The following is a 24791-nucleotide window of genomic DNA, read 5'->3' as shown; positions in this document are numbered from 1 at the left end:
CGAACTTCACATATCGAACATCGTTTTCGCTTGGCGATCAACCACATCCCGGAATTTGTCGCGAAGTCCGGGACCGTCGTCCGGCGCGGCGGCGGGCCCGGCCCGGTCGCCGGAGCAGTCCCGCGGTCGTTCAGTCCACGTGCTCGATCCTCCGGAGGGGCGTACGCCACCATGCCGGGGACGTCGGGGACATGAACCAGGCCGCCGCCATCGCCCGATCCCGCCACGACGCGAACCCGTTCTCGCTCACCTGCCATGTCAGCGTCGAGAGGTGACAGACGGCGGTGTCATGATCACCGATGGCGGAGGCGAGCAGCGCCAGGAACCAGTCCACCGGACCCGCGAAGGCTATCCCGGAGCCCACCGAGATCTTGCCGCTGTGCGGCAGCAGCGCCGCGTAGCTCGCCCGGCAGGCCGGTACGTCGCCGAGCGCCGCCTGGGCCGCTCCCTGCAGGCAGGTCATGGTCAACCAGGCCCAGTCGCGCGGCGGGACGGGCCAGCCGCCCTCGGCCAGGAGCCGGGCGTCCCGGGTCCGTCCCTGCGCGCACAGCTGCAGGATCCGGGCGTCGTGGTCCATGGTGCGGTGGATGCCGGCGATCGAGTCGATCAGCGGCCCGGCATCCGCCATGGAGCCGCGCTGGTAGTGCAGGAAGACGCGACCGGTGGTCACCACGGCGCCCGCGTACCACATGCCCAGCTTCCGAGCCTGCTGCTCGGCCTCGTCGTACAGCGCCTCGGCGTCGTCGAACCGGCCTGCCAGGGTCAACCGGCCGGCGCGCCACATGGTGTGCTGGAAGTACGGCCAGGGCAGGGGAATCCGCTCCAGCATGGCGTCGCAGCGGGCGGCGGCCGCGTCCGCGCCGGCCACGTCGGACACCTGCAGCCGGTGGTGGGCGAGCATCATCTGGGCGAGCAGTTCGAAGCCGGACGTCCGCGTGCGCAATGCCAGGTCGAGCAGTTCGGTGGTGATGTCCAGCAGTTCGTGGGTGTGGATCGCCTGCGGCCGCGACAACTGCCGCGCGTTGAGCATCTCCATCAGCAGATGCGGATCACCCAGCCGCCGGGCCATCTCGACGGCCTCGGCCGACAGGGAGTCGCAGCGGAGGTCGTCGGTCCCGTCGTGCAGTTCCTGCGCCAGCCTGCCCAGCAGCCGCGCGCGCTCGGCGCTGTCGCCCGGGGGCAGGGAGTCCAGGGCCACCTCGAACCGGTGCACCAGACCCGGATCCACCTCCTCGTAGGGGTTGCGCAGGTTCCAGGCCGACGGGGTGTCCAGCGCGGTCAACGCGCGGGCGACCAGCGTGGGGCCGCCCCGCTCGGCGACGCGGTCGGCGGCGCGTATGGCCTGATCCCGCGCCTGCCTGGCCGCGACCGTTTCCCCGGCCTCCAGCAGCGCGCGAACCTGGCACAACAGGAGTTCGACGTGGTCGAGCGGGTCACCGGAACAGGCACCGTGGGCCTCCACCGCCCGGCCCCACCACAGGGCCGCCTCCTCGTAGGCCAGACGGAGGGACGCCTGCTCGGCCGCGGCGCGGGCCCAGTGCGCCGCCTCGCCGTACGCCGCCGGACCGGCCTCGACCGCGTGGTGGGCGATGACGCTCACGTCGACCCCCGGGCGGGTGGCGAGGGCGGTCATCACCTCCCGGTGGATCGTCGCCTTGCGCAGCGGGGGGATGTCGTACAGGAAGGTCTCCCTCACGAGGTCGTGGACGAAGGCCATGGGGCTGGCGCGGGGGACCAGCAGCCCGGCGCGCGTGGCGCGATCCAGCGATTCGTACACCTCTGTCATCTCTGCCCGGCATGCCTGGGCGACGAGGTCGGGGTCGAAGGTCCTGCCGATCACCGCGGCGACCATGAGCGCGTCACCGACCTGCGGACCAAGCGCGGCCACTCGCCGCCGGACCAGATCCGCGACCGCGCCCGGTATCGCGTCCAGCGTGCCCCCCTGGGCGAGCATCCGGACCGTCTCCCGGACGAACAGGGGGTTGCCGCCGGTGCGCTCGGTCAACTGGCGGGCGGTGCGCTCGTCCAGCTCGACGCCCATGTCCTTGGCGATGGCCTGTATGGCATCGGATTCGAGGCCGGTGAGGCGGAGGCGGAGCAGATCGTGACGGGCGAGGTGACCGAGCACGTCGTCGAGGAGAGTGCGGTCCACACCGTCGCGGAACGCGATGACGAGCGTGATGGGGGCGGTGCCCTCCGTATTTCCGAGGAGCGTGACCACGTCGCTGAGCAGCCTGAGCGATTCGGCGTCGGCCCAGTGCAGGTCGTCCAGGACGACGACCACGGGCCGGGTCCGCGCGACGGCCGTCAGCCAGTCCACGACGGCCTGGTGCCGGTGGAGCCGCGCCGCATCGGGAGTCCCCGCCGGGGTCTCGTCGTTCAGGAGCCCGGCCATGGCCCAGGGGGCCGGTGGAGGGCAGACCGCGGTGAGCGCCCGCAGGACCTGGAGCCACGGCCACAGCGGCGGGACGCCCTCGGCCTCGGGGCATCGACCCCAGAGCACCAGACGGCCGGACTGCGCGCAGTGATCCCGGAACGCCTCGAGCAACGACGTCTTGCCGATGCCCGGCTCACCGTCCACCGCCACGGTGGTCAGGCCACTTCGCCTCAGTGATTCCTCCAGCCCCCGGAACTGTTGCTCCCGGCCGTACGGGATCCGCCACCGGTGGGAGGCGGCGATGGAGACGGGCGCCGCGGGAACGAGCGGTGTGAACATGAGCGACTCGGCCTGCCGGAGGATGGCCTCCTCCAGTGTTCGCAGTTCGGGGCCGGGGTCCAGGCCCAGCTGGTCGGCGAACAGGTTTCTGGCCCGGCGCAGCGCGCCCAGCGCGTCGGCCTGCCGTCCGGTGCGGTAGAGGGCCAGCGCCAGCAGGTGCCACAGCCGCTCGCGCAGCGGGTACGCGGTCGCCTCGGCCTCCAGTTCGGAGATCACGGCGTGCGGGCGGCCGAGGCTCAGTTGCGCCTGGGCGCGCTGTTCGACGGCGACGAGACGTAGCTCGCAGAGGCGGTTGACCTCGGAGGACGTCCACAGCTCCTCGGCGAACTCACCGTAGGGCAGCCCGCGCCAGAGCCGTAACGCCGTGTCCAGATCCGCGAACGCCTTGTCGGCGGGCCGGGACTCCGCTCGGGTGATGAGCTCGGTGAACCGGGTCGAGTCGACGTCGGTGGCGGCGAGCAGATAACCGGGTGACCGTCCGATGAGCAGCCGGGGAGGGGTGCGCGGGGGGCGTCTCGGCTCGACGGCCCGGCGCAGGTTGCAGATGTACGCCTGGACCGTCGCCACCGCGCTCGGCGGCGGGGCGCCACCGTACAGATCCTCGACCAGCATGTCGGTGGGGACGACCGTCCCCCGGGAGATCAGTAGCCGGGCCAGTACCGCGCGTTGTCGCAGACCTCCGAGCTTGACGGGAACCCCGCCGTCGTAGGCGGCCACCGAGCCGAGAACGTGAAATTCCATCCCCACCACCCATGGTCGGCACAGCAGGTGCGGCCACTGTGACAGGAACGAACCTCAGATATCGAACATTGCCTCCGCTTTGTGATCAAGGCGTTTCCTGGAATTCGTGCCGGAATTTATGATCCGGCCGGTCGCCCACCCGGAGATCTGTCGCCCGAATCACATGCCGTGACCGTTCGTGACGACGGGCCGGGGCCCTCAGCCGGCCGCGGCCGGGAGACCGGACGGCAGGTAGACGGGGCGTCGCTCCTGGCGGGCCCGGCGCGCGGCGGGCAGGCGCGCCGCGATGTGCGACGGCAGGAGGGTGACGGCGGTGTCCCAGGGAAGGAACGCCGCGTCGTCGAGTTCTTCCTCCTGCAGCCGGATACGGGCCGGGTCGTCCAGGACGCCACCGTCGAACATGAAGTTGATCATCGAGCGGGGGAGGTCCCGGCGCGGGGGCGACCAGTGGACCACGAGCAGTCCGCCCGCCTCGACGGGCACGCCGAGTTCCTCCATCGCCTCCCGTGCGGCGCAGTCGTGCGGCGCCTCGCCGGCCTCGATGATCCCGCCGGGGAAGTTCCAGCCCGGCCGGTAGTTGGGCTTCACCAGCAGGACCCGGTCCTCGGTGTCGGTGATCAGCAGGCAGGCCGAGGTGAACACGCTGGGCAGGGTGGCGTGCCACTCGGCGGGTTCGAGGTAGGTGTCGCTCATCCCGCCACGGTATCCGGGTGAACCGCGCGTCACCGGTCTGCCGGGTCGATCCGCGCGGGTGGCGGACCGTGCGTCGCCGGTCTGCCGGGTCGATCCGCGCCCGGATCAGGCGGCGGGGGTGAGGGCGCGGTCGCGGCTGACGAGGGCGGCGTAGCGGCCGCCGGCCGCGAGGAGCCGGTCGTGGGTGCCGCGTTCGGCGACGCGGCCGCGGTCGAGGACCACGATCTGGTCGGCGTCGCGGATCGTCGAGAGGCGGTGGGCGATCGTGATGGTGGTCCGGCCGCGTGCCAGGGTGTCCAGTGCTTCCTGGACGGCGCGCTCGGTGTGGGTGTCGAGGGCGCTGGTCGCCTCGTCGAGGACCAGCACGGGAGGGTTGCGCAGCAGCGTCCTGGCGATGGCGAGGCGCTGCTTCTCGCCGCCCGAGAAGCGATAGCCGCGCTCGCCGACCACGGTGTCGTACCCGTCGGGCAGCGACGCGATGTGGTCGTGGATCCGGGCGGCCCGGGCGGCCTCGACGATCTCCTCGTCGGTGGCGGAGGGCCGGGCGAAGCGCAGGTTCTCGGCGATCGACGCGTGGAACAGGTAGGTCTCCTGCGAGACCACGCCGACCGTCTCGGCCAGGGTCTCGAAGGTCAGCTCGCGCACGTCCACGCCGTCGATGGTGATCCTGCCGCCGGTCACGTCGTACAGGCGGGGGAGCAGGTAGCTCAGCGTGGTCTTGCCCGAGCCGGTCTCGCCGACCACGGCCAGGGTCGTTCCGGCCGGGACGGTCAGGTCGACGTCCGACAGGGTCGGCGCGTCGCCGTAGGAGAAGTGGACGTGCTCGAAGCGGATCTCGCCCCGCACCTCCGGCAGCGCGCGGGTGCCGGGGTGGATGTCCACGGGCAGGTCCAGGTACTCGAAGATCCTGGCGAACAGGGCCAGGGAGCTCTGCACGTCGACGCCGAGCCGCAGCAGTGACACGGTGGGACGGAACAGGGCCGTCTGCAACGTGGTGAAGGCGACGACGGTGCCGATGGAGACGACGGAGGTCAGCCCGGTGGCCCAGTAGACCACCGCGGGCATGGCCGCCATGATGATCTGGATGGTCGACTGCCGCCAGCGCCCGGCCATGCTGGAGCGCACCTCCAGGTCGGCCAGCTCGTCCGAGGCCGCGGCGAACCGCCGGGCGAGCTCGGGGCCGCGGCCCATCGTCCGGCCCAGCAGGATGCCGCTGATCGAGAGCGACTCCTGGACCATCGACGACATGGCGGCCAGTTTCCGCTGCCGCTCGGAGGTGATCCTCCGCCGTTCCCGGCCGACCTTGCGGCTGATCCCGACGAAGAGGGGGAGCAGCAGCAGCGACACGATCGTCAGCCGCCAGTCGAGCACCAGCATCGCGACGACGGTCGCCACCACGGTCGTCAGGTTCGAGACGATCGACGCCGCGGTGGAGGTGACCACCTGCTGCATGCCGCCGATGTCGCCGGCGATGCGCGACTGCACCTCGCCGGTCCGGGTGCGGGTGAAGAACGCCAGGGACATGCGTTGCAGGTGGCCGTAGACGGCGGTGCGCAGGTCGTGCATGACGCGCTGGCCGACCCCGGTGGAGATCATCGTCTGGAGGACGTCGAGCACGCTCGTGGTGACGGCGATGGCGACCATGCCGAGCGCCAGCAGCGTCAGCAGGCCGGTCCGGCCGTTGGGGATGGCGTCGTCGAGGACCTCGCGGAGCATGAAGGGCGAGGCCAGCGAGATGAGGGAGGACAGCGCGATGAGGCCGCCCACGGCGGCCAGCCGGCCCCGGTAGGGGCGGAACAGGGCGACGACGCGTCGCAGGGGCGCGCGGGGTTCGTCGGTCATACGAGGTGTTTCGTGCCGTATGGCGCTTCCGGTTGGTTCCGTCATGGAACTCCTTTCTGATGTTCTCTCAAACAGAGGTTAACTCACATTCATTCCGCGGGGTACTGGGATAGGTTCGGCGCTGTGGAGAAGGAACTGGCCGAACTGGTGCACGGTGTCGGCCATCGACTGCGGCGCGGGTACGCGGAAAGGCTCGGCCCGCTCGGCCTCAGCCCCGGCCAGGCGCGGGCGCTCAGGGTGATCGTCGACGCCGATCCGCCGCTCAGGATGGTGCAGCTCGCCGAGCGGCTGAGGATCGTGCCGCGCTCGGTGACCCCGGTGGTCGACGCGCTGGAGGAGGCCGGTCTGGTCCGCCGTGAGGTCGACCCGGCCAACCGCCGTTCCACCCTGCTGGTGGTGACCCCCGAGGGCCTGGAGCGTTACGCGCGGGTGCGCGAGGCCCGCCGGCAGGTGGCCGAGGAGTTGTTCTCCGTGCTCACCACGGGGCAGCAGGACCAGCTCAGGGAGCTGCTGGACCTGGTGGACGCCCAGCCTGCGTCGCCTCCCCGGTCGCCGGCCTGACCGGGAGCCCGGCCGGCCGGTGCCGGCGGGTGCGGCCCGGTGGGCGGCCGGCGGGTGCGGCCGGGTGAACGGTTCCGGGCCCGCCGGGCACTGCCGCGGCCCGTCGAACGGCCCGTCAGGCGGGGCGTCTGGCCTCGGTGCCCTGGGCGTCGCCGAGGCGCCATCGGGGACGGCCGCCGACGATCGTGGCCACGCACCGTCCCGGGCCCTCGCGGAGCAGGGCGCTGTAGGCGGTCGGCCCGTCGGCCGCCACGGCGAAGACGGCGAAGTCGGCGCGGCTGCCGGGGCCCAGGGTGCCCAGGCGGCCGGGGCCGTCGGCCATGCCCAGGGCCCGTGCGCCGCCCAGCGTCACGGCCTCGACCAGGAGCCGGTCGAGCCCCGGGTCGCGGGCGAGCGCGCGGGCGACCGCCAGCGGGTCGCCGCCCGCGCGGGTGCCGACGGCGACGACGTTCTCGCCGTCCAGAAGCCCCTCGGCGGCGAACGGCGACGAGATCGCGATCACCGTGCCGCGGATCCGCAGGAGCTTGCGGTCGGCCTCGTCGAGCGGGCCGGAGACGGCGATGTGGCAGCCGGGGCCGAGCGCGCCCACCTCGTCCAGGAACCCGACGGGGTGGCGGCCCGGCTCCGTGTGGAGCCGGAGCCCGAACGTCCTGGACAGGACGGCCAGGTCCTCCATGACGACGGGGTCGGGGGAGTGCGCGGCGATGCCGATGACCCCGGGGTGGTCGACCTCGCGGATCGCGGTGATCAGCCGGTCGCGCCCCTCCTCCTCCCAGCGGCTCTCGCTCTCGCAGCAGGTCTCCAGGTAGGTCACGCCGCCCAGGCCGGTCCGGCCGAGCGTGGACGCGGTGTCCAGGTCGTCGGCCACGCCGCCCACCGCGGTGACGCCGTGGGAGAACGGCGGGGCGGCGGAGTGGTCGAGGCGGAGATGCGCGTCGACGAGGCCGGGCACGATCATGCCCGGCCACTCGGTCGCGACGACGTGGCCGTGGGCCGCCTCGATCGCGCGGCGCGGGCCCACCCTGAGCACCCGGTCGCCCCGGACGACGACGGCGCCGTCCTCGATGGGCGGGCTGTCGACGGGCAGGACCAGCGGCGCGGCGTGGACGGAGAGCGCCCCCCGGGCGCGCGTGCCGACAAGCCGACCGGCACGCGTGGACATAGGCACTCCTATGGGTTCGTCCCTTTGAGAGAGATTAAAGGGATTTGCCGTCTTATCTCAAATGCATCTCTTGTCAGTGACAGATCAACTTCCTGACGGAAGTCTGTTGATCTACCCAAAAGTGATCTATAGCGTCGTTTACTGTGACTTGCCCCCAAAGGTTACTGAAAGTCTTGTTCGCAGCGGTGGTGCTGATCCCCGTCGGCCTCGCCGCCCTCCCCGCCTCGGCCGACCCCGCCCCGGACCCCGAGCACCCCTGGCGCCTGGAACACTGGCCGCAGACCCAGCCCTGGCAGCAGGACGCCTCCGCGGAGGCGCGGCGCGCCGCACCCGACGGCCCCGCCCCCATAGACCCGCAGAACTGGAAGAACCCGGACCACATGACGTGGGCCGACTACACGAAGCCGCCCGGCACCAACTGGGCCGACCCCACCGTCAAGGGGTCCAAGCGGACCTTCCGTGGCGCGCTCGTCCTGGCCGACTACCCGAACCAGCCGTTCGTGGTCACCCAGCCCAAGGGCTCGACCGTCTTCCGCAACCCCAGCGCCGAGGCGCACGACATCCCCCGTGACCAGGTCGCCCGGTTCTACAAGGACTTCCTCAACACCCCGAACGAGCTCAACCGGGGCCACACCATCCACGAGTACTGGATGGAGGACTCCGGCGGCCGTTACGGCGTCGAGCTGACCGCTTTCGGCCCGTACCAGATGCCGGGCAAGTCACACGAGTACGCCATGGAGTTCCAGGGAGGCACCGCCTGTCCGGCCGGTGACACCTGCACCAAGAACCTGAGGACCGACGCGAGGTCCGCCTGGGTCGCCGACGTCGGCGAGCAGGTCCCTGCGGGGTTCGACTTCGTCTTCTACCTGAGCGCGGGCCAGGACGAGTCGGCCACCTGGCAGGAGTTCGGGCCGATCAAGTTCCCCACCAAGGAAGCGGTGACCGACGACTTCGGCCCGCCGGACCCGAACCTGCCCAACTGGGCCAGGACCCGCTACGTGGAGTGGACCTCCTGGGCCTCGGCCTCCTCCATCTGGCCCAACGCCGGGGGAGGGTCGTCCACCCAGGCCGAGAGCTCCGGGCAGGGCGTCTACGCCCACGAGCTCAGCCACATCCTCGGCATCGGCGACAACTACAACAACCCGTTCGGGGTGCCGCCACGCCGGGCGTACACCGGCATCTGGGAGATGCTCAGCCGCGGCAGCTTCAACGGCCCCGGCGGCCCGCACAGCCGCTGGCTGATCCCGCCCACGGCGGGCGGGTCCATGGGCGCCCAGCACATGCTCCGCAACAAGATCAAGCTTGAGATGGTCGACGAGCGCAACGTGCTGCGGCTCTCCCGCGAGGCGCTGGCCGACTCGGGGCTCGTCGTGGCCAGGGTGACCGCCCGGGTGGTCCAGCCCGGACCGGACGGCCTGTCCGGGATCAACATCGCCTTCGGCGACGGCGACCGCAGCCCGGCCTGCGACGTGCGGACCGACCCGCTCTGCGACGGCGGCGGCTACGAGAACTACACGGTCGAGGTCGTCGACAGGATGGGTGCCGACTCCTTCACCCCCGACTCCGGCGTGCTGCTGGCCAAGACCAAGAACGAGGACCGGGCGCCCTTCGAGTGGGTGATCGACGCCAACCCGCAGGACATCGGCATGACCGACTACGTGCTGCCGGACGGCACCGCCGTGCCCATCACGGTCGGCGACTACCGGCAGCTGTCGGACGCCCTGTTCCACGCGGGCACCGGCTCGGGTTCGGAGTTCGAGTACGTGGACGAGGCCAACCGGCTCCACTTCTACGTCCTCGACCTCGAACGCGACCGCCGGGGCGTGCTGTCCTACACGGTGGCGGTCCGCTCGCTGGACGGCGCCGGCCCGCACCGGCGCGGCGTGAAGGTACTCCCCGCGGCCGGGGTCCCGGCGGGCAAGGGCGTGTCGACCTGCCGCTTCCCGCTGTTCAACACCGGCAGGGCCGGCGCGGCCCAGGGAGAGCACCCGGAGGACGTGAGCGCCTACCTCGGCGGTGACGTCTACCGGCTCTCGGCCACGGTCGAAGGCCGCGGCTGGACGGCGTCGCTGCCCAACGAGCTCGCGACCGCCGGGTCCGGCGAGCACACCCGGGTGACCGTCGACGCCCGGCGCGCCCCGGGCGGCAGTCGCCTCGCCAAGGTCACCCTGACCGCCATCTCCGAGAGCGACCCGGCCAAGAAGGCCACGGCCACCTGCCACGTGGTCGGCCTGTAAGGGCGCCGGGCGTCCCCCGTGGCCCACGGCGGGGTGCGGCCGGCGCGCCGCACCCCGCCGCGTTCCCTCCCGCGCCGAGGATCGCCGGCATCCACGCCGTATGCGTCCGGTGATCGGGGCGGTAAGGAGAACGTTTCATGAAAAGTGCGTTTACGATCGGTTGGCATTTTCGGAGGGCGCGGCCGGCGGCCCGGCGTCTGGTTGAATGAATCTTGAGAGAACGCGTCGGCTGGGCCGGGGGCCGCGGACGTGCCGTGCTCTTCTCCGAGAGGTGTGGATGGCCGGGCCGTCGAACGTGCCTGATCGGCATGACTCCCGATTACCGAGGCGCCGCATCCCCCTGGCGGCGCCCGCCGCGGCCGGGATCGCCGCGGCGGTGGCGAGCATCCTGGCCGCCTCGCTGGACGTGTGGGAGCTGCCGACCGAGGCCAAGGTCGGGGTGACCGCCGCCGCCGGTCTCCTGGTGGGGCTGCTCACCTGGGCGACCACCGGCACGCGGGCCGAGGAGAAGCAGCCCCGGAGCGGGGGCGCCGTCTGGCGCCCGCCCGACCAGACACCCCCTGTCTCCCCGCACTTCACCGGGCGCACCGAGTCGCTGGCCGAGCTGCGTGCGGTGTTCGCCGAGCGGCGCCGCTCCCGGGACCGCGCGAACGGCGCCTCGCCGCTGGTCGTCTCGGTGTACGGCAGGGGCGGGGTCGGCAAGTCCATGCTCATCGCCCGGTTCGCGCACGAGATCGCCGGCAGCTTCCCCGACGGCCGCCTCTACGCCGACCTGCGCGGAGGGGTGGAGGCGCCGGTCGGGCCCGAGGAGGTGCTCACCGGCTTCCTGCGGGCGCTCGGGGTGCGCCTGACCACCGACCCCGGCGGCCTGGCCGAGCTGCGCGAGCTCTGGCTGACCTGGACCAAGGGCAGGCGCATCCTGATCTGCCTCGACAACGCCCGCGACGGCGACCAGGTCAAGGACCTCATCCCGGCCGAGCCCGGGTGCGCGGTCATGGTCACCTCTCGCCAGCCGCTCTTCCTGCTCAACACCTACGACAAGCAGCTGTCGGTCTTCAGCGAGGCGCAGGGTGTGGAGCTGCTGGCGCGACTGGCCGGGGACGACCGGGTCGCCGCCGACCTGGAGTCGGCGCGGGAGATCGTCCGGATGTGCGACCACCTGCCGCTGGCGATCGGCATCTGCGGCGGGCGCCTGGCCACTCGCGGGAACTGGACCCTGCGCGCGCTGGCCGACCGGCTGCGCGACGAGCGCCGCCGCCTCGACCACCTGCAGATCGCCGGCAGGCTCGACAAGAGCGTGCGGGCCTCGCTCCAGCTGAGCTACGACGACTGCACCGGTCTCCAGCGCCGCCTGCTGCGCATGCTCAGCCTGATCGGCGCGCCCGACGTGCCCGGCTGGGTGGCCGGGGAACTGCTCGCCACCTCCGAGCCGGAGGGCGTGGACCAGCTGGAGGCGCTCATCGACGCCCAGCTCGCCGAGTACTCGGGCAGCTGGGCGTCGGTGAGCGCCGAGTCCGCCGAGCACCCGGGGGCCGACCGGTCGGAGACGATGCGCTACCGGCTGCACGACCTGGTGCGGATCTTCGCCCGCGAACTGGCCCTGTCCGATGACGCCGGCCGCCGGCGGGCGGCGGTCGAGCGGGTCCTGTCCGGCTACCGCCGCCGCGCCGAGGCCGCCGCCGTGGCCCGCTGGCCGCAGGACTGGGGCCGCCGGACCAGGGCGGCCAACCCGTCCGCCGCGTCGCGGGCCCAGGTCTCGGCGGCGGACTGGCTGAACACCGAGCGGCTGACCCTGGTCGCTCTGATCAACCAGGCCACGGGCCTGGAGACGTGGGAACTCGCCTGGCGGCTCGGCCGGGCCTTCTGCTCGCTGTGCCACTCGTTGCGCGCGTACTGGTCCGACTGGCGGGTGGTCGCCGAGATCCTGTGCGAGGCCGCGGAGCACACCGGTGACCGGCGGGCCCTGGGCATCGCGCTGCTGGACCGCGCGGCGGTCGTGGGCGGGCAGGGCAGTCACCGGTCCGCCAGGGCGGACGCCGAGCGGGCGCTGGAGGTCTTCACCGACCTCGGCGAGTCCTGGTGGGCGGCGCGGGCGATGCGCACGATCGGCATGACGCTCTCCAGCGACGGCGAACTCGACCGCGGGGTGAGCTACCTGATCGACGCCGTCGCCGCCTTCAAAGCCGAGGACGACCGCTGGTGGACGGCGCGGACCCAGCGGAACCTCGCCGAGCTCCGGCTGGCCGAGGGCAGACCCGAGGAGGCCCGGGAACTGCTGGAGGAGTCGCTTGAGGTGTTCAAGCGCGACCGCAACCGCTACTCCGAGGCGCAGACGCTGCGCGCCTACGGCGAGGTGCTCGGCGCGACCGCCAGGGAGCTTCACGAGAAGGACCACACCCGCGCCGCGGTGGAGGTCTTCACGCGCGCCGGCTTCAGCCTGGACCGGGCCGCGGAGCTGTTCCGGACCCGCGGCGAGCTCTGGGAGGAGGCCAGGTGCCTGCGCGCGGCCGGGGAGGTCGGCAACCCGGCGAACGGGATTCGCGAGCTCGCCCACGTGCACATGGCCACGGAGATCCTGACCGCGCTCGGCGACGCGTGGGGCGTGGCCAGGAGCGAGCTGTCGGCCGGGCGCGCGTACGGGCGGCTGGGCCGCGCCCGTGAGGCGCAGGAGTCGCTTCGGCGGGCGGTGCACGCCTTCGAGGACCTGGGCGACCGCTGGTGGATGGCCAGGAGTCTGGAACACCTGGGGGAGGCGTACCGGACGGCGGGCGACGAGCGGGCCGCGGCCGCCGCGCTCCGGCAGGCGGAGGAGATCCGGCGCGGCCTCGGTGACTAGGCGGGGACGGGCCGCACCCTCGAACCGCCGAACCGCGCACCGGGGCCGGACCGCGCGGGACCGGTCAAGAACCGGCGGCGGTCAGGAGTCTGCGGCGGTCAGCAGGTGACGGGCGGCGCTCCGGGCCTCGTCGACGCTCTGCCGGAACAGCTTCCCGACCTGCTGGGCCTGGTCGCTCAGGTGGGTGAGGTCCGGTACGGTCAGCGCGTCCTCGGCGGTCTCGGCCACCAGCGCCTCGTACTGCGGCGTCCGCTCCGCCAGCGTCTGCAGCTGCCCGTAGGCGCGGTAGACGCCGTCGGCCTTGCGCACCTGCCTGGCGTACTCCTCCAGTGCCTCGATCCGCCTGGTCAGCGAGAGCTCGGCGGCCTCCAGCGCCCTGGTGTACGGGGTGAAGGCGTCGGCCACCTCCCGGGGCGGCCGGTCCGGCACGATCCGGCGGTGCTCGGCCTTCATGTCCGAGAGCCGGACCAGCTTGCGGGCGATCTGCCACGTCTGCAGGGGGAGCGTCACCGCGTTGTCGATCGTGTCGAGCAGGTGAGCCTGGTTGATCGCGGAGCCGAGCACCGCCTCGGTCGCGTCCTGAGCGCGGCGCAGCAGCGCGCCGCACTCGGGGTCGAGGTCCTCGGGGAGGATGAACCTGTCGCTGTGCTCCATGGCCACCCGGATCCGGCGCCGCTCCCGCCTGCCGTCCGGGTCGGCGGCCAACCGGTGCAACCCGCTGATCAGGAGGACCAGCAGCACAGCGATGATCACCCCGCCCGCGCTGGTGAGCGCCGCGACGAACAGCAGGAGCGCGGTCATCGAGAACAGCTTGACCGGGTCGAGGGCTCTGGGCTTGGGCATCTCGCCGAGCCGGGCCGCGCGCAGGGCCTGGGGGCTGGCGCGTAAGACGGCGGAGACCGAGTCGGGCAGCGACGGGTCGATCAGCAGGTGCGGGTGACGTCTCCTTGGATCCACACGGCCTCCTCGTGACGCGGCACAGGCGGGTCCTTCCACTGTTCCCCATAAAAGGGATGTATGACCTATTTTCGGACTAGATGCGTGGACATCGGTAGTTATGGATAACGGCCCCGCGTGTTAACTGCACGTGCATAAACCGGCGTATAGGCTTGGGGGCGATGAACGATTTCACGCGTTGGATTGATCTTGAAGGCGCCGTCAATGTGCGCGATCTCGGCGGGCTCGCCACGGTCGACGGAGGGACCACGCGCTTCGGCCGGGTCTACCGGTCCGACAACCTGCAGGGGCTGACGGAACGCGACGTCGAGTTGCTCGTCGGTGAGCTCAAGCTCCGTCACGTCGTCGACCTGCGCTCCGGGCCCGAGGTGCGTCTGGAAGGGCCGGGGCCGCTCACCGCCGTGCCCGAGGTGAACATCCACCACCTCACGTTGTTCGCCGAGGGCGGCAGGTACACGGACGTGGAAGCCGACACCATCGACGGCGACAAGGTGCTGCCCTGGACCGAGCGGGTGGAGGAGGACCTCGAAGAACTCCGGGTGACCGGCTTCTACTACGGTTACCTGCGCGACCGCCCCGACTCGGTGCTGGCGGCCCTGCGCACCCTGGCCCGCGACGACGGCGCGGCCATCGTCCACTGCGCGGCGGGCAAGGACCGCACCGGCGTCGTCAGCGCCCTGGCCCTGGAGATCGCCGGAGCCACCCGCGAGGCCATCGTCGCCGACTACGTCGCCACCGGCGACCGCCTGGAGGGCATCCTGGCACGGCTGCGCGCCAGCGACACCTACCGCGACGACCTCGACTCCCGGCCGGCCGACGACCACCGCCCGCGGCCCGAGTACATCCGGCAGTTCCTGCACGTCCTCGACGACCGCTTCGGCGGCCCGCTGGCCTGGCTCGCCTCACACGGCTGGACCGAGGCCGACTCCCGGGCGCTCCGTTCCCGCCTGCGCGACTGAGCCCGTCTCCGCGGGCCGGTCCGGGCCCGCGGAGAACGACGGGTGCAGGGGACTGCGGAGAACGACGGGTGCAGGGGATTGCGGAGAACGACGGGGACTACAGGGTGACGACCCGGCGCTCGGCGACCGACCGCCGGGCGGCCTCCAGCACGGCGAGGGCCTCGACGGCCTGCTCCGGATCGACCGGCGGCGGGGCGCCATCGAGGAGGCAGGCCGCCACCTCGCGATAGAAACGGGCGTAGGAGCCCCGCTCCGTGGGAACGACGCGCCGGTCGTCGCCGGCGCCGAGCGTGCCCCACCGCTCCGGCGGCTCCTCGCCGAAACCGGGTGATTCGGGAGTCAGACCGGCGCGGAGCTGCTCCTCCTGCACGTCCAGGCCGTGCTTGACGTAACCCGCCCGCGAGCCGAGCACCCGGAAGCGGGGGCCGAGCCGGGGCGTGACCGCGCTGACCCACAGGTGCGAGCGGGCCCCGCCCGCGTGGGAGAGCGCGATGAACGTGTCGTCGTCGGCGTTCACGCCGGGACGGCGCACGTCGGACTCCGCGTAGACGTCCACGGCCGGGCCGAGCAGGCGCAGCGCCTGGTCGACCAGGTGACTGCCGAGATCGTAGAGCAGGCCGGCGACCTCGTCGGCGCCGCCCACCTCACGCCAGCCGCCCTTGGGCACGGGCCGCCAGCGCTCGAAGCGCGACTCCAGGCGGGTGACCTCGCCGAGTTCCCCGGCGGAGACCAGCCGCCGGACGGTCAGGAAGTCGCCGTCCCAGCGCCGGTTCTGGAAGACGGTCAGCATCAGCCCGCGCTCGCGCGCCAGGCGCACCAGGCCGCGGGCCTCCTCGGCGGTCGCGGCCAGCGGCTTGTCCACCACGACGGGCAGGCCCGCCTTCAGCGCGGCCTCGGCCAGCGGCACATGCGTGCGGTTGGGGGAGGCGACCACGATCAGGTCGCTGGAGTCGAGCAGCTCGTCGGCACGGCCGACCGCCCGCGCGCCGTACTTTCCGTTCACCTCGGCGGCCCGTCCGGGGTCGCCGGTGACCACCGCGGACAGCCGCAGCCCGGGGGTCGTCGCGATCAGCGGGGCGTGGAAGAACGCCCCGGCCACGCCGTACCCGACCAGGCCGACGCGCAGGTCAGTCACCGCGCCGCTCGTCGCGCTCGGCGAGGAACGCCTCGAACTGCGCGGCCAGCTCGTCGCCGGTGGGCATCTCCGAGGACTCGGCCATGAGGTTCTCGCGCTCGGACCCGGCGGCGAACGCGTCGTACTGCTGCTCCAGGCCGGCGATGGCGGTGGACAGCTCCTGGGAGGCCTCGATCTGCTCGGCGATCTCGGCATCGGTCTTCTCGGCGGCGTCGCGCAGGCCGTCGAGCGGGAAGACCAGGCCGGTGCCCTTGGTGACGGCCTCCAACGCGGTCACCGCGGCGGCCGGGTATTCGGCCTGGGCGAGGTAGTGGGGGACGTGCACGGCGTAGCCGAGGGCGTCGTGGCCCTCGGCGCCGAGCCGGAACTCGATCAGCGAGGCCGCGCTGCCCGGCACCTGGACCTTGCCGAAGGCGCTGGTCTGGCCGGTGATGAGCTCGGGACGGGAGGCGTGCCCGGTGACGCCCAGCGGGCGGGTGTGCGGCACGGCCATCGGGATGCCGTGCGTGGTCACCAGCTTGCCGACGCCGAGCCGGGTGACCAGCGTGCCGACGGCCGCGGCGAACAGCTCCCACTCGCGGTCCGGCTCGGGGCCGCTCAGCACCAGGAACGGGGTGCCCATGGTGTCGTGGACGAGACGCAGGTCGAGCCGGGGGCTCTCCACGGCCACCCAGCGGTCGGTGTCGAAGGTCATGATGGGGCGCCGGGACCGGTAGTCGAGCAAGCGGTCCACGTCGAAGGTCGCGACGACCCGGTGCTCCAGCTCGTCGAGCAGGTGGGCGATGGCGAGCCGCCCGGCCCCGCCCGCGTCCACGAACCCGTCGAAGTGGTAGAGCAGCACCGGATCGGTCAGCTCAGGGACGTCTCCGCTGAGCCGGTAGAGATCCGTCGGGTCGAACACCGTGTTCCAGCCTTTCGTCGGTCGTCTCTTCAGCTCAACCCGTGGGGTGTTCGCTGAATTCCGCCTACCCTCGGCGATCACAGGCACCCTACCGGGGCAGAATGGGTCACATGCAGCCTGACCCTGAGCTCGAGGAGTTCGCAACCCGCCTGTTCGACCTGGCCAGGTCCGGAGAGACGGAGCAGCTCCGCGCCTACGTCGAGGCCGGGGTACCGGTGAACCTCAGCAACGACAGGGGCGACACGCTGCTGATGCTCGCCGCCTACCACGGCCATGCCGAGACGGTCCGGATGCTGGCCGCGCTGGGCGCCGACCCCGGCCGGGCCAACGACCGCGGTCAGACGCCGCTGGCGGGCGCGGTCTTCAAGAAGGAGCCCGAGGTCGTCCGGGCGCTCCTCTCGGCCGGTGCCGACCCCGACCAGGGGAATCCCTCGGCGACCGAGACGGCCCGGATGTTCGGTCAGGACGAATACCTGAAATTGTTCGGGCATTAAGCCGGAAATCGCACATTAAGGTCTTTACCCAACTATAGGAAAACCCTTCCCTGTGGGTCATTCTTGGGGAGTGGGAACTACTACTACCCGTAGGCCGGGGCTACCGCTGCGCATCCCTCCGCTGTCCTGTCCGTTCCCGAGTGAGGTGAATCCCCACGTCGAAAGGGTCGACACGGAGACACTGGACTGGCTGATCCAGTCGGGGATCCCACAGGACGCCGAGACGGTCGAGCGCTACCGCAAGGCGAAGTACGGCTGGCTGGGAGCCAGGACGTATCCCTATGCCGAGTACCACACGCTCCGCCTGGTGACCGACTGGTGCGTGTGGCTGTTCGCCTTCGACGACGCCTTCTGCGAGTCCGACCGGCGCGCCGCCGAGATCGCCCGGGCGCTGCCCCAGCTCATCGCGGCCCTCGACGACCTGGAGTTCGGGCAGAAGGTGGACGACGTCTTCGCCATGTCGCTGCTGGACATCAAGGGCAGGATCGCCGCGTACGGCGACGGCGACCAGCTCGACCGCTGGCGCGCCGTCACCAAGGACTACCTCTTCGCCCAGGTGTGGGAGGCGGCCAACCGCGACGACGAGGTGGTGCCGCCGCTGGACGACTACATCTTCATGCGGCGGCGCACCGGCGCCATGCTCACCGTCTTCGCCCTCATCGACGTCGCCACCGGGCTGCCCCTCACGCCCGCCGAGTGGCGCCACCCCGCGGTGCGGGCGGTCACCGAGAGCGCCAACGACGTCGTCGTCTGGGACAACGACCTGATCTCGTACGCCAAGGAGAGCGGGGAGGGCAACTCCCGCAACAACCTGGTGAGCGTGCTGGTCCGGCACCGCGGTCACTCCCGGCAGGAGGCCATGGACAGGATCGGTGAGATGCGCAACCGGGCGATCGGCGACATGGTCGAGATCCGTCCGGCCCTGGAGGCGCTCGGCTCCGAGGCGGTGGCCGCCTACCTGCGCGGCCTGGAGTTCTGGATCAGCGGGAGCGTCGACTACTCGCTGACCAGCTCCCGCTACTGGGACGTCGGCCGGCGCTCCGGCGTTCACCCCGGAGGCGCGGGCCGCCACGCGTGAGGACTCTCCGGGACGCGAAGGCGGCGGGCCGAACTCGCCGCCTCTCGCCGCGTGTCCCGTCGTCGCCCGGCGACGAGCCGGGGACGCCGGGTGAAGAGCACCCCCGGAGGCTCCGGAGCGTCACGACCGGCACGGCGTGACCGCGGTCGCGTCCCGCGAGGTTCACCACCGGACGGCCGGGTCGTCCTCGTGATCCCCCAGCGCCAACTCGATCAGCTCGTCCAGGTTGAGCTTCCTGCCCTGCGCGAAGGCCTTCTCGTGGGCCTCGTCGCCCAGGACGCGCCGGCACTCCTTGATGCACCGGTCGTGCTCGGTGTTGAAGAACGGCGAGTTCATCTGCGGCATGCCGAAGGTCCGCCAGTTGGCCTGGCCGCCGCCCATCAGCCGGGCCGCGAGCACCGGCTGCCCCGCCTCCAGCGCCTGCTTGGCGACCACCTCGATCGCCAGGCCGATGCCGAGCACGTCGTGGAAGTAACGCTTGATCCGGAGCGACTCACGGGCGTTCGACATGGCCTCGGCGGTGCGGCCCATCGCCTGGTGGACGCTGGCGAGCGCGTACATCGCGTACGAGCGCAGCCACAGCTCGCCGCGCTGGGTGCAGACCGCGATGCAGTCGCGCAGCAGCACCTCGGCCTCGGCCGGGTCGTTCTGGATGAGCAGGACCATGGACAGCTCGACGATCGAGGGCAGCAGGCCCGGGTTGAGCTCCCGCCCGCTCTTGTGGAACTCGATCGCCACGCCCAGCAGCGCGCTGGCCTTCTGCAGGTCGTTCTGGAGGAACGCGGCCGTGCCGAGCATCTTGGTGGCGAGGATGACCGCCCCGGAGTCGCCCACCCTGACCGCGTCCGAGCTGCACTTCTCGGCCGCCTCGATGGCCCCGTTGATGTCTCCCTGCGCGCTGTGGATGTAGGAGAGCACCCACAGCGCCTTGCACCGCTCGGGGCTGGGCTGGGACGCCAGCTCCAGCGTCTTCTCCAGGTAGAGCCTGCCCTCGCGGGCCAGACCGTAGGCCACCCACATGAACCACAGGGACGACAGCAGCCTCAGCCCCGCCTGCACCTCACCGGGGGTGCGCAGGCAGTAGTCGAGGGCGACGCGGATGTTGTCGTGCTCGTGGCGCATGCGGACGTACCAGTAGACCTGGCGGGCGCCCGACCAGGCGTCCTCGCTCCGCTTGGCCAGCTGCAGGTAGTAGTCGCGGTGCTTCTCCCGGACCCGCTCGGTCTCGCCCAGCTTGCTCAGCCACTCCTCGCCGTACTGCCGCAGGGTGTCGATCAGCCGGTAGCGGTGCCCGGAGGGCGTGCCGTCGCTCAGCAGGATGGACTTCTCCACGAGGCTGGAGACCAGATCCATGACGTCGGCGCTGGGCAGGTTGTCACCGGAGCAGACGTAGCGGGCGGCGTCGAGCTCGAAGTCTCCGGCGAAGACCGAGAGCCTGGCCCAGAGCAGCCGCTCGGCCGGCTCGCACAGCTCGTGGCTCCAGCCGATCGCGGCCCGCAGCGTCTGGTGCCGGGGCAGGGCCGTGCGGCTGGCACCGGCGAGCAGGCTGAACCGGTCGGCCAGCAGGCCGAGGATCTGCTCCACCGAGAGCGCGCGCATCCGGACCGCGGCCAGCTCGATGGCCAGCGGGATGCCGTCGAGGCGGCGGCACAGCTCGGAGACCGGGCCGACGTTGTGCTCGTCCAGCATGAAGTTGGGCACCACGGCGCTCGCCCGCGCGACGAAGAGCTGCACCGCCTCGTTGGTGAAGACGTCCTCCCCCGGGGAGTCGCCCGGGACGGTCAGCGGCGGGATGGTGACCGTGTGCTCGCCCCGGGCGTTGAGCGACTGGCGGCTGGTCGCCAGGATCGTCAGACCCCCGGCCTTGCCCAGCAGGTCTTCGAAGAGGACGGCGCAGGCGTCGACCAGGTGCTCGCACGTGTCGATGATCAGCAGGATCTCGCGGTCGCCCAGCCACTCGACCAGCGTCTCGTCCGCCGAGCGGGGGGACTGGTCGGCGATCCCGAGCGCCGAGGTGATCGTGTGGCGGACCATCCCCGAATCCTGCAGGCGGGCCAGGTCGGCGAACCAGACGCCGTCCTTGAACTCACCGCGCATCAGATGCGCGATCCGCAGGGCGGTGCGCGACTTGCCGACGCCCCCGATGCCGGTCACCGTGACCAGGCGGTGCTCCTGCAGCCGCTGCCGAAGTGTCGTGAGCAACCGGGTGCGTCCGACGAAGCTGGTGAGCTCGTTGGGGAGATTGCCGTCTCGCCGCCATCCTGCTGGCGTTGTCATGGCGCCTCACGGGGGTAGCTGACACCTGCCTCCGCATCGTATCGCCTGAGTCTCCGGCTGTCCCCGACCTCACGATGCGCGGGGACGGTCTTCCCACCCCGGGGGCAGGCTTTCCGCCGAGGAGGAAATGACGCGACGCACCGGTGGCTAGCATGGTCCCGTGACAGTTCATGAGCCCGACGACCTGCGCCCCGTCGACCTCACGGACGACGGCCCGCCGATCCTGCCCGACCAGACCGCCGACGACACCGACCTCGGCTGGGGAGACTGGCGCGAGACCGACGACGACGCCCGCCTGCTGGAGGAGCGCCCGCCCCACTGGTGAGTTTTCGCAGGTCCGCACCCGGTCCGGGGCCGGGCGCCGGCTCGTGACGCCACCGTCATGTCCGGCGCCGTCCGCCGCGCCCCGGGCCGGGCGCGGGCCCGCACGTTCCGGGACGCACCGCCGGGCGGCTCACCTCCGGACGCCCGGCGCCATCGCCCCGCTCCTCGGTTCCCCGTCCGAATGCGGGCCGGCTCGCTAGGAGACCACGTCCTTGCGGCGGAAGCGGCGGAAGGCGAAGGCGATCAGGATCGCCGAGTAGGTGACCGAGACGGCCACGCCCTTGAGCATGCCGTCGTACTGGGGCTGCGGCGCGAGCGCGTCCAGCCAGGCGGTGTTCCAGAACGTGGGGAGGAACTCCCGCAGCGAGCCGAGCGCCTCGACCGCCTGGAGGATGTTGCTGACGATCACCAGGCCGACCGCGCCGCCGACCGCGCCGAGCGGGGAGTCGGTGCTGACGGAGAGCAGGAAGGCCAGCGCGGCGACCACGAACTGGCTGACCAGCGCGTAACCGATCACGACGGCGAACCGGGGCAGCACGTCGAGCGCGGGGATGATCTCACCGGTCCCCGGGACGCGGACGTCGTTCCAGCCGAAGGCGAGGGTCCCGGCCACCAGCGCCATCAGCGGCAGGCAGATCACCGCCGCCGCCGAGTAGCCCATCGCGACGACGAGCTTCTGCCGGAGCAGCCGGTCACGCGGGACCGGCGCGGCCAGCAGGTAGCGCAGCGACGACCAGCTCGCCTCGCTGGCCACGGTGTCGCCGCAGAACAGCGCCACCGCGACGACCAGCAGGAAACTCGCCGAAACCGACAGCGCGAACGCCGCGAAGTTCAGCGCGCCCTCGGTCGCGAGGTCGGAGATGCGCAGGCTGGTGGCGGGCTGGTTCGAGCCCGCGCCGAGCTTGAACGCGATCACCAGGACCCACGGCAGCGCGAGCAGCAGGCCGAACATCACCAGGGTGCGACGCCGCTTGAACTGGCGGACGATCTCCACGCCGAGCGGGAGCGTCCGACCCGGCGCGTACCCGCGTGCCGCCCCGTTCCCGCCGGGGGTACCCGAGCCGGGGCCGCCCGCCGACGGACCGGTCCCCGCGGCGGGGCCGGACCCGTTCGGCGAGCCGCCCGCCACGCCGCCGGGGAGTGCGGCCGTACGGGAACCGTTGGCGTCGCTCATGCTTTGTCTCCGATCAGGTCCAGGAAGACGTCCTCCAGCCGGGTGCCCGAGCCGTCCGCGGAGGTGCGGCCCGCCAGCAGCTCGCTGACCGTGCCGGCCGTGACCAGGCGCCCGCGCCGCATGACCACCACGTGGCTGCAGGTCTGCTCCACCTCCGCGAGCAGGTGGCTGGAGACGATGACGGTCCGGCCCCGCGCGGCGTAGCGGATCAGGACCTCGCGCATCTCACGGATCTGCGGCGGGTCGAGACCGTTGGTGGGCTCGTCGAGGACCAGCAGATCGGGCAGGCCGAGCATCGCCTGGGCGATGGCCAGGCGCTGGCGCATGCCCTGCGAGTAGGTGCGGACGGCACGGTCCAGGGCACCGCCGAGACCGGCGATCTCCAGGGCCTCGTCGAAGTGGGCGTCCTCGGCCGGCCGGCCGGTGGCCTTCCAGTACAGCTCCAGGTTGTCGCGGCCGTTGAGATGCGGCAGGAATCCCGGGCCCTCGACGAACGAGCCGAGCCTGGACAGCACCGGGGCGCCGGGCACGACCCGGTGACCGAAGATCCTGATCTCGCCTCCGTCGGGGTGGATCAGGCCCATCAGCATGCGCAGGGTGGTGGTCTTGCCCGCCCCGTTGGGACCGAGCAGCCCCAGCACCTGGCCGTGCTCGACGGTGAACGACAGGCCGTCCACCGCCAGTTCGCCGTTGCGGTACGCCTTGGTCAGCCCGTCGATCCGCAGCGGCACCGACTCCAGCGCCGGGTCGTGCTCGCCGGCGGGGCGGCGCCGCCCGGCCAGCCCGAGCGCGACCGCCACGGCGATCGAGGCCAGCGGTAGCGCCCAGATCCACCACGCGGGGCCGGTGGAGGGGGTGCGCAGGGTGGCGTAGGTGGGGACGGTCACGGCGGGCGAGGCCAGGCCGACCGTGTAGACGGCCGGGGCGGCGGGGGTGCTGTAACCGAGGTCGGTGGTGGTGAACGCGACCCGCAGCCGATGGCCGACGTCGAAGCGGTGGTCGATGGCGGGCAGGGTCACCATGGCCTCGCCGGAGCCGCCCTCGGGGACGGTGATCCTGACGGGGGCGACGAGCCCTTCGGGGAGGATCGGCGCCTGGGTGCCACCGGCGACGTCGTACAGCTTGGCGAACAGCGTCACCTCGCTCGCGGCGCCGGAGGCGTCCCCACCGGGCGCGTTCTCGGTGGAGGTGTCCTCGCCCGTCGCGCCGTCGGCCGCCGTGTTCACGCTCACCCGCACCTTCACCGTGGAGCTCCCGGTGATCTGAAGCGGGGCCGTCAGCGGAGCGGAGTCGAAGGCGGCGCTCTGACCGGCCATGTCGACCGAGAGGTTCAGGCCGCTGCCGCCGCCGATCCCGCCGAAGCCGGGCACCGCGGAGATCGAGGCGGGGGAGCCGCCGGGCGGGTTGGCCACCTGCTGGTCGGGCCCGCTGAGCGGCACGGAGGTCTGGGCACTGCCCGACAGTCCCGCGTAGGCGGCGGCGGTGGCGTGCAGCTGCACCGGGCGGCGGGTGCCGGGGTCGCGTCCGCCGTCGCGGGTGACGGTGAAGGCGCCGCCCGCCCGAGCCGCGCCGCTGTCTTCCTTCAGGTAGCGGTCGAACCAGCCGAGGGTCTTCCCGTACAGCCAGTCGACCTCCCCGTTGCCGCCGTCGTGGCCGCCGTCGAACCAGGCGACCTCGACCGGGGCGCCGGTGGCGGCGACGGCCCGCGCGTTGGCGTCCGCGTGGCTCAGCGGGAACAGCGAGTCGCGCTGGCCCTGGAGCAGCAGCGTCGGGACCTTGATCTTTCCGGGCACCGAGATCGGGCTGGACCTGCGCAGCGTCTCCACCGCGCTCGCGGTCGCCCGGCCGCTCTCGGCGACCTGCTGGTACATGTCGCAGATCTCCGGCAGGAACCGGCCGCAGCGGATCTCCTCGGCGGTCAGCGGCCTGGCCGGCTGCCGCGCCTGGCGCTCCCCGTCCTCCCCGTCCTGCCTGTCCTGACCGTTCTGCGCGCCCAGCCCGGCGAGCGCGGCCGCGTCCGGCGTGGGGCCGCCCCGGCTGAAGAACAGCCCGGCCCACATGCGCTTGAACACCCCGCTCTCCGGCCCCTGCCCGGTGGCGTTGGGGAACAGCGCGTCGGCCAGGTCGTGCCAGGTGATCTGCGGGACGATCGCGTCGATCCGCGGGTCGTGGGCGGCGGACATCAGCGAGATGGCCCCGCCGTAGGAACCGCCCGCCATGCCCACCCGCGGGTCGCCGGCCGCGTCGAGCCGGACCTCGGGACGCCCGGCCACCCAGTCGATCAGCTGGCGGACGTCCTTGACCTCGTAGTCGGGCGAGTTCAGCGCGATCTGCCCGGTGGAGCGGCCGAAGCCCCGCGCCGACCAGGTCAGCACGGCGTACCCCGCCTGGGCCAGCCGCACGGCCTCGGCCCGGACGCTCTGCTTGCTGCCGCCGAAGCCGTGTGCGAGCAGCACCGCCGGTGCCCTGCCGCCTCCGGCGGGTGGGAAGAAGCTCGCATCCAGCGTGACCCGCTGGTCGTCCTTCGGCCCGTCGACCACCGTGATCATCTGGTCCTGGACCCGTATCTCCGGCGCCGACGGCCAGACCAGCCAGGCCGCGACGCCGACCACCAGCACGGCCACCACCGCGACCCAGGTGGTCCGCCTCCCCGCACGTTTCATGCCGAGAGCTTACTGAGCGAAGCCGGGACACTCCTGAGACG

Annotated in this window: 17 protein-coding genes; 7 read left to right on the top strand and 10 right to left on the bottom strand. The window is 72.2% G+C overall.

The window, feature by feature from the left end; translation table 11 throughout:
- Nucleotides 1-130: 130 nt before the first annotated feature.
- From ABD841_RS23430 to ABD841_RS23420, 3 genes are all read right to left on the bottom strand, one after another.
- Nucleotides 131-3457 carry an ATP-binding protein gene (locus tag ABD841_RS23430; protein ID WP_344975655.1) on the bottom strand — a complete coding sequence of 1109 codons (3327 nt, stop codon included), beginning with the start codon at nt 3455-3457 and terminating at the stop codon, nt 131-133.
- Between the two features lie 198 nt (nt 3458-3655).
- Complete coding sequence (locus ABD841_RS23425; RefSeq protein ID WP_344975652.1) at nt 3656-4150, bottom strand: NUDIX domain-containing protein; 495 nt, start codon at nt 4148-4150, stop codon at nt 3656-3658.
- Nucleotides 4151-4255: 105 nt separating this feature from the next.
- Nucleotides 4256-5992, bottom strand: coding sequence for an ABC transporter ATP-binding protein (locus tag ABD841_RS23420; RefSeq protein WP_344975649.1), 1737 nt, complete (start codon nt 5990-5992; stop codon nt 4256-4258).
- 123 nt (nt 5993-6115) lie between these two features.
- Here ABD841_RS23420 and ABD841_RS23415 point away from each other — a divergent pair, with 123 nt between their 5' ends.
- On the top strand, nt 6116-6553 hold the full coding sequence (locus ABD841_RS23415; protein ID WP_344975646.1) for a MarR family winged helix-turn-helix transcriptional regulator: 438 nt from the start codon (nt 6116-6118) through the stop codon (nt 6551-6553).
- Between the two features lie 115 nt (nt 6554-6668).
- Here the strand turns inward: ABD841_RS23415 and ABD841_RS23410 are convergent, their stop codons facing one another.
- Nucleotides 6669-7715, bottom strand: a complete 1047-nt coding sequence (locus tag ABD841_RS23410) for an amidohydrolase family protein (RefSeq protein WP_344975643.1) — start codon at nt 7713-7715, stop codon at nt 6669-6671.
- Between the two features lie 173 nt (nt 7716-7888).
- Here ABD841_RS23410 and ABD841_RS23405 point away from each other — a divergent pair, with 173 nt between their 5' ends.
- A complete protein-coding gene (locus ABD841_RS23405; RefSeq protein WP_344975640.1) occupies nt 7889-9952 on the top strand; it encodes a M6 family metalloprotease domain-containing protein in 2064 nt (687 codons plus the stop codon).
- Nucleotides 9953-10247: 295 nt separating this feature from the next.
- Nucleotides 10248-12788, top strand: coding sequence for a tetratricopeptide repeat protein (locus ABD841_RS23400; protein ID WP_344975637.1), 2541 nt, complete (start codon nt 10248-10250; stop codon nt 12786-12788).
- A gap of 81 nt (nt 12789-12869) precedes the next feature.
- Here the strand turns inward: ABD841_RS23400 and ABD841_RS23395 are convergent, their stop codons facing one another.
- Nucleotides 12870-13745: a hypothetical protein gene (locus tag ABD841_RS23395; RefSeq protein ID WP_344975634.1), complete on the bottom strand. Its 876-nt coding sequence runs from the start codon at nt 13743-13745 to the stop codon at nt 12870-12872.
- 161 nt (nt 13746-13906) lie between these two features.
- On the opposite strand from ABD841_RS23395, the gene ABD841_RS23390 reads away from it, so the two are divergent.
- The gene (locus ABD841_RS23390; RefSeq protein WP_344975631.1) at nt 13907-14704 is read left to right on the top strand and encodes a tyrosine-protein phosphatase; all 798 of its coding nucleotides are present in this window, start codon (nt 13907-13909) and stop codon (nt 14702-14704) included.
- A gap of 97 nt (nt 14705-14801) precedes the next feature.
- On the opposite strand, the gene ABD841_RS23385 is transcribed toward ABD841_RS23390, so the two are convergent.
- Together ABD841_RS23385 and ABD841_RS23380 are read right to left on the bottom strand one after the other, a co-directional pair.
- The gene (locus ABD841_RS23385) at nt 14802-15839 is read right to left on the bottom strand and encodes a Gfo/Idh/MocA family oxidoreductase (protein WP_344975627.1); all 1038 of its coding nucleotides are present in this window, start codon (nt 15837-15839) and stop codon (nt 14802-14804) included.
- Nucleotides 15832-16740 carry a proteasome assembly chaperone family protein gene (locus tag ABD841_RS23380; RefSeq protein ID WP_344975624.1) on the bottom strand — a complete coding sequence of 303 codons (909 nt, stop codon included), beginning with the start codon at nt 16738-16740 and terminating at the stop codon, nt 15832-15834. The genes ABD841_RS23385 and ABD841_RS23380 overlap by 8 nt, the downstream gene beginning before the upstream one ends.
- A gap of 101 nt (nt 16741-16841) precedes the next feature.
- Between ABD841_RS23380 and ABD841_RS23375 the strand changes: the two genes are divergently transcribed.
- Nucleotides 16842-17234 (top strand): ankyrin repeat domain-containing protein, encoded by a 393-nt coding sequence (locus ABD841_RS23375; RefSeq protein WP_344975621.1) that lies wholly within the window; start codon nt 16842-16844, stop codon nt 17232-17234.
- 145 nt (nt 17235-17379) lie between these two features.
- Entirely contained in the window at nt 17380-18312 is a 933-nt protein-coding gene (locus ABD841_RS23370; protein ID WP_344975618.1) for a 4-epi-cubebol synthase, read from the top strand.
- A 162-nt stretch (nt 18313-18474) separates the two neighbouring features.
- Here ABD841_RS23370 and ABD841_RS23365 read toward each other — a convergent pair whose 3' ends face one another.
- Complete coding sequence (locus ABD841_RS23365) at nt 18475-20589, bottom strand: ATP-binding protein (protein ID WP_344975615.1); 2115 nt, start codon at nt 20587-20589, stop codon at nt 18475-18477.
- A 160-nt stretch (nt 20590-20749) separates the two neighbouring features.
- Here ABD841_RS23365 and ABD841_RS23360 point away from each other — a divergent pair, with 160 nt between their 5' ends.
- Nucleotides 20750-20914 carry a hypothetical protein gene (locus ABD841_RS23360; RefSeq protein WP_344975614.1) on the top strand — a complete coding sequence of 55 codons (165 nt, stop codon included), beginning with the start codon at nt 20750-20752 and terminating at the stop codon, nt 20912-20914.
- Between the two features lie 195 nt (nt 20915-21109).
- On the opposite strand, the gene ABD841_RS23355 is transcribed toward ABD841_RS23360, so the two are convergent.
- Together ABD841_RS23355 and ABD841_RS23350 are read right to left on the bottom strand one after the other, a co-directional pair.
- Nucleotides 21110-22087 carry an ABC transporter permease gene (locus tag ABD841_RS23355; protein ID WP_344975611.1) on the bottom strand — a complete coding sequence of 326 codons (978 nt, stop codon included), beginning with the start codon at nt 22085-22087 and terminating at the stop codon, nt 21110-21112.
- A complete protein-coding gene (locus tag ABD841_RS23350; RefSeq protein ID WP_344975608.1) occupies nt 22084-24750 on the bottom strand; it encodes a CocE/NonD family hydrolase in 2667 nt (888 codons plus the stop codon). Before ABD841_RS23350 ends, ABD841_RS23355 begins: the two co-directional genes overlap by 4 nt.
- Nucleotides 24751-24791 lie beyond the last annotated feature (41 nt).

This window comes from Streptosporangium fragile, from assembly GCF_039534445.1.
GTDB lineage: Bacteria > Actinomycetota > Actinomycetes > Streptosporangiales > Streptosporangiaceae > Streptosporangium > Streptosporangium fragile.
This window is presented reverse-complemented; position numbering and strand designations above follow the sequence as displayed.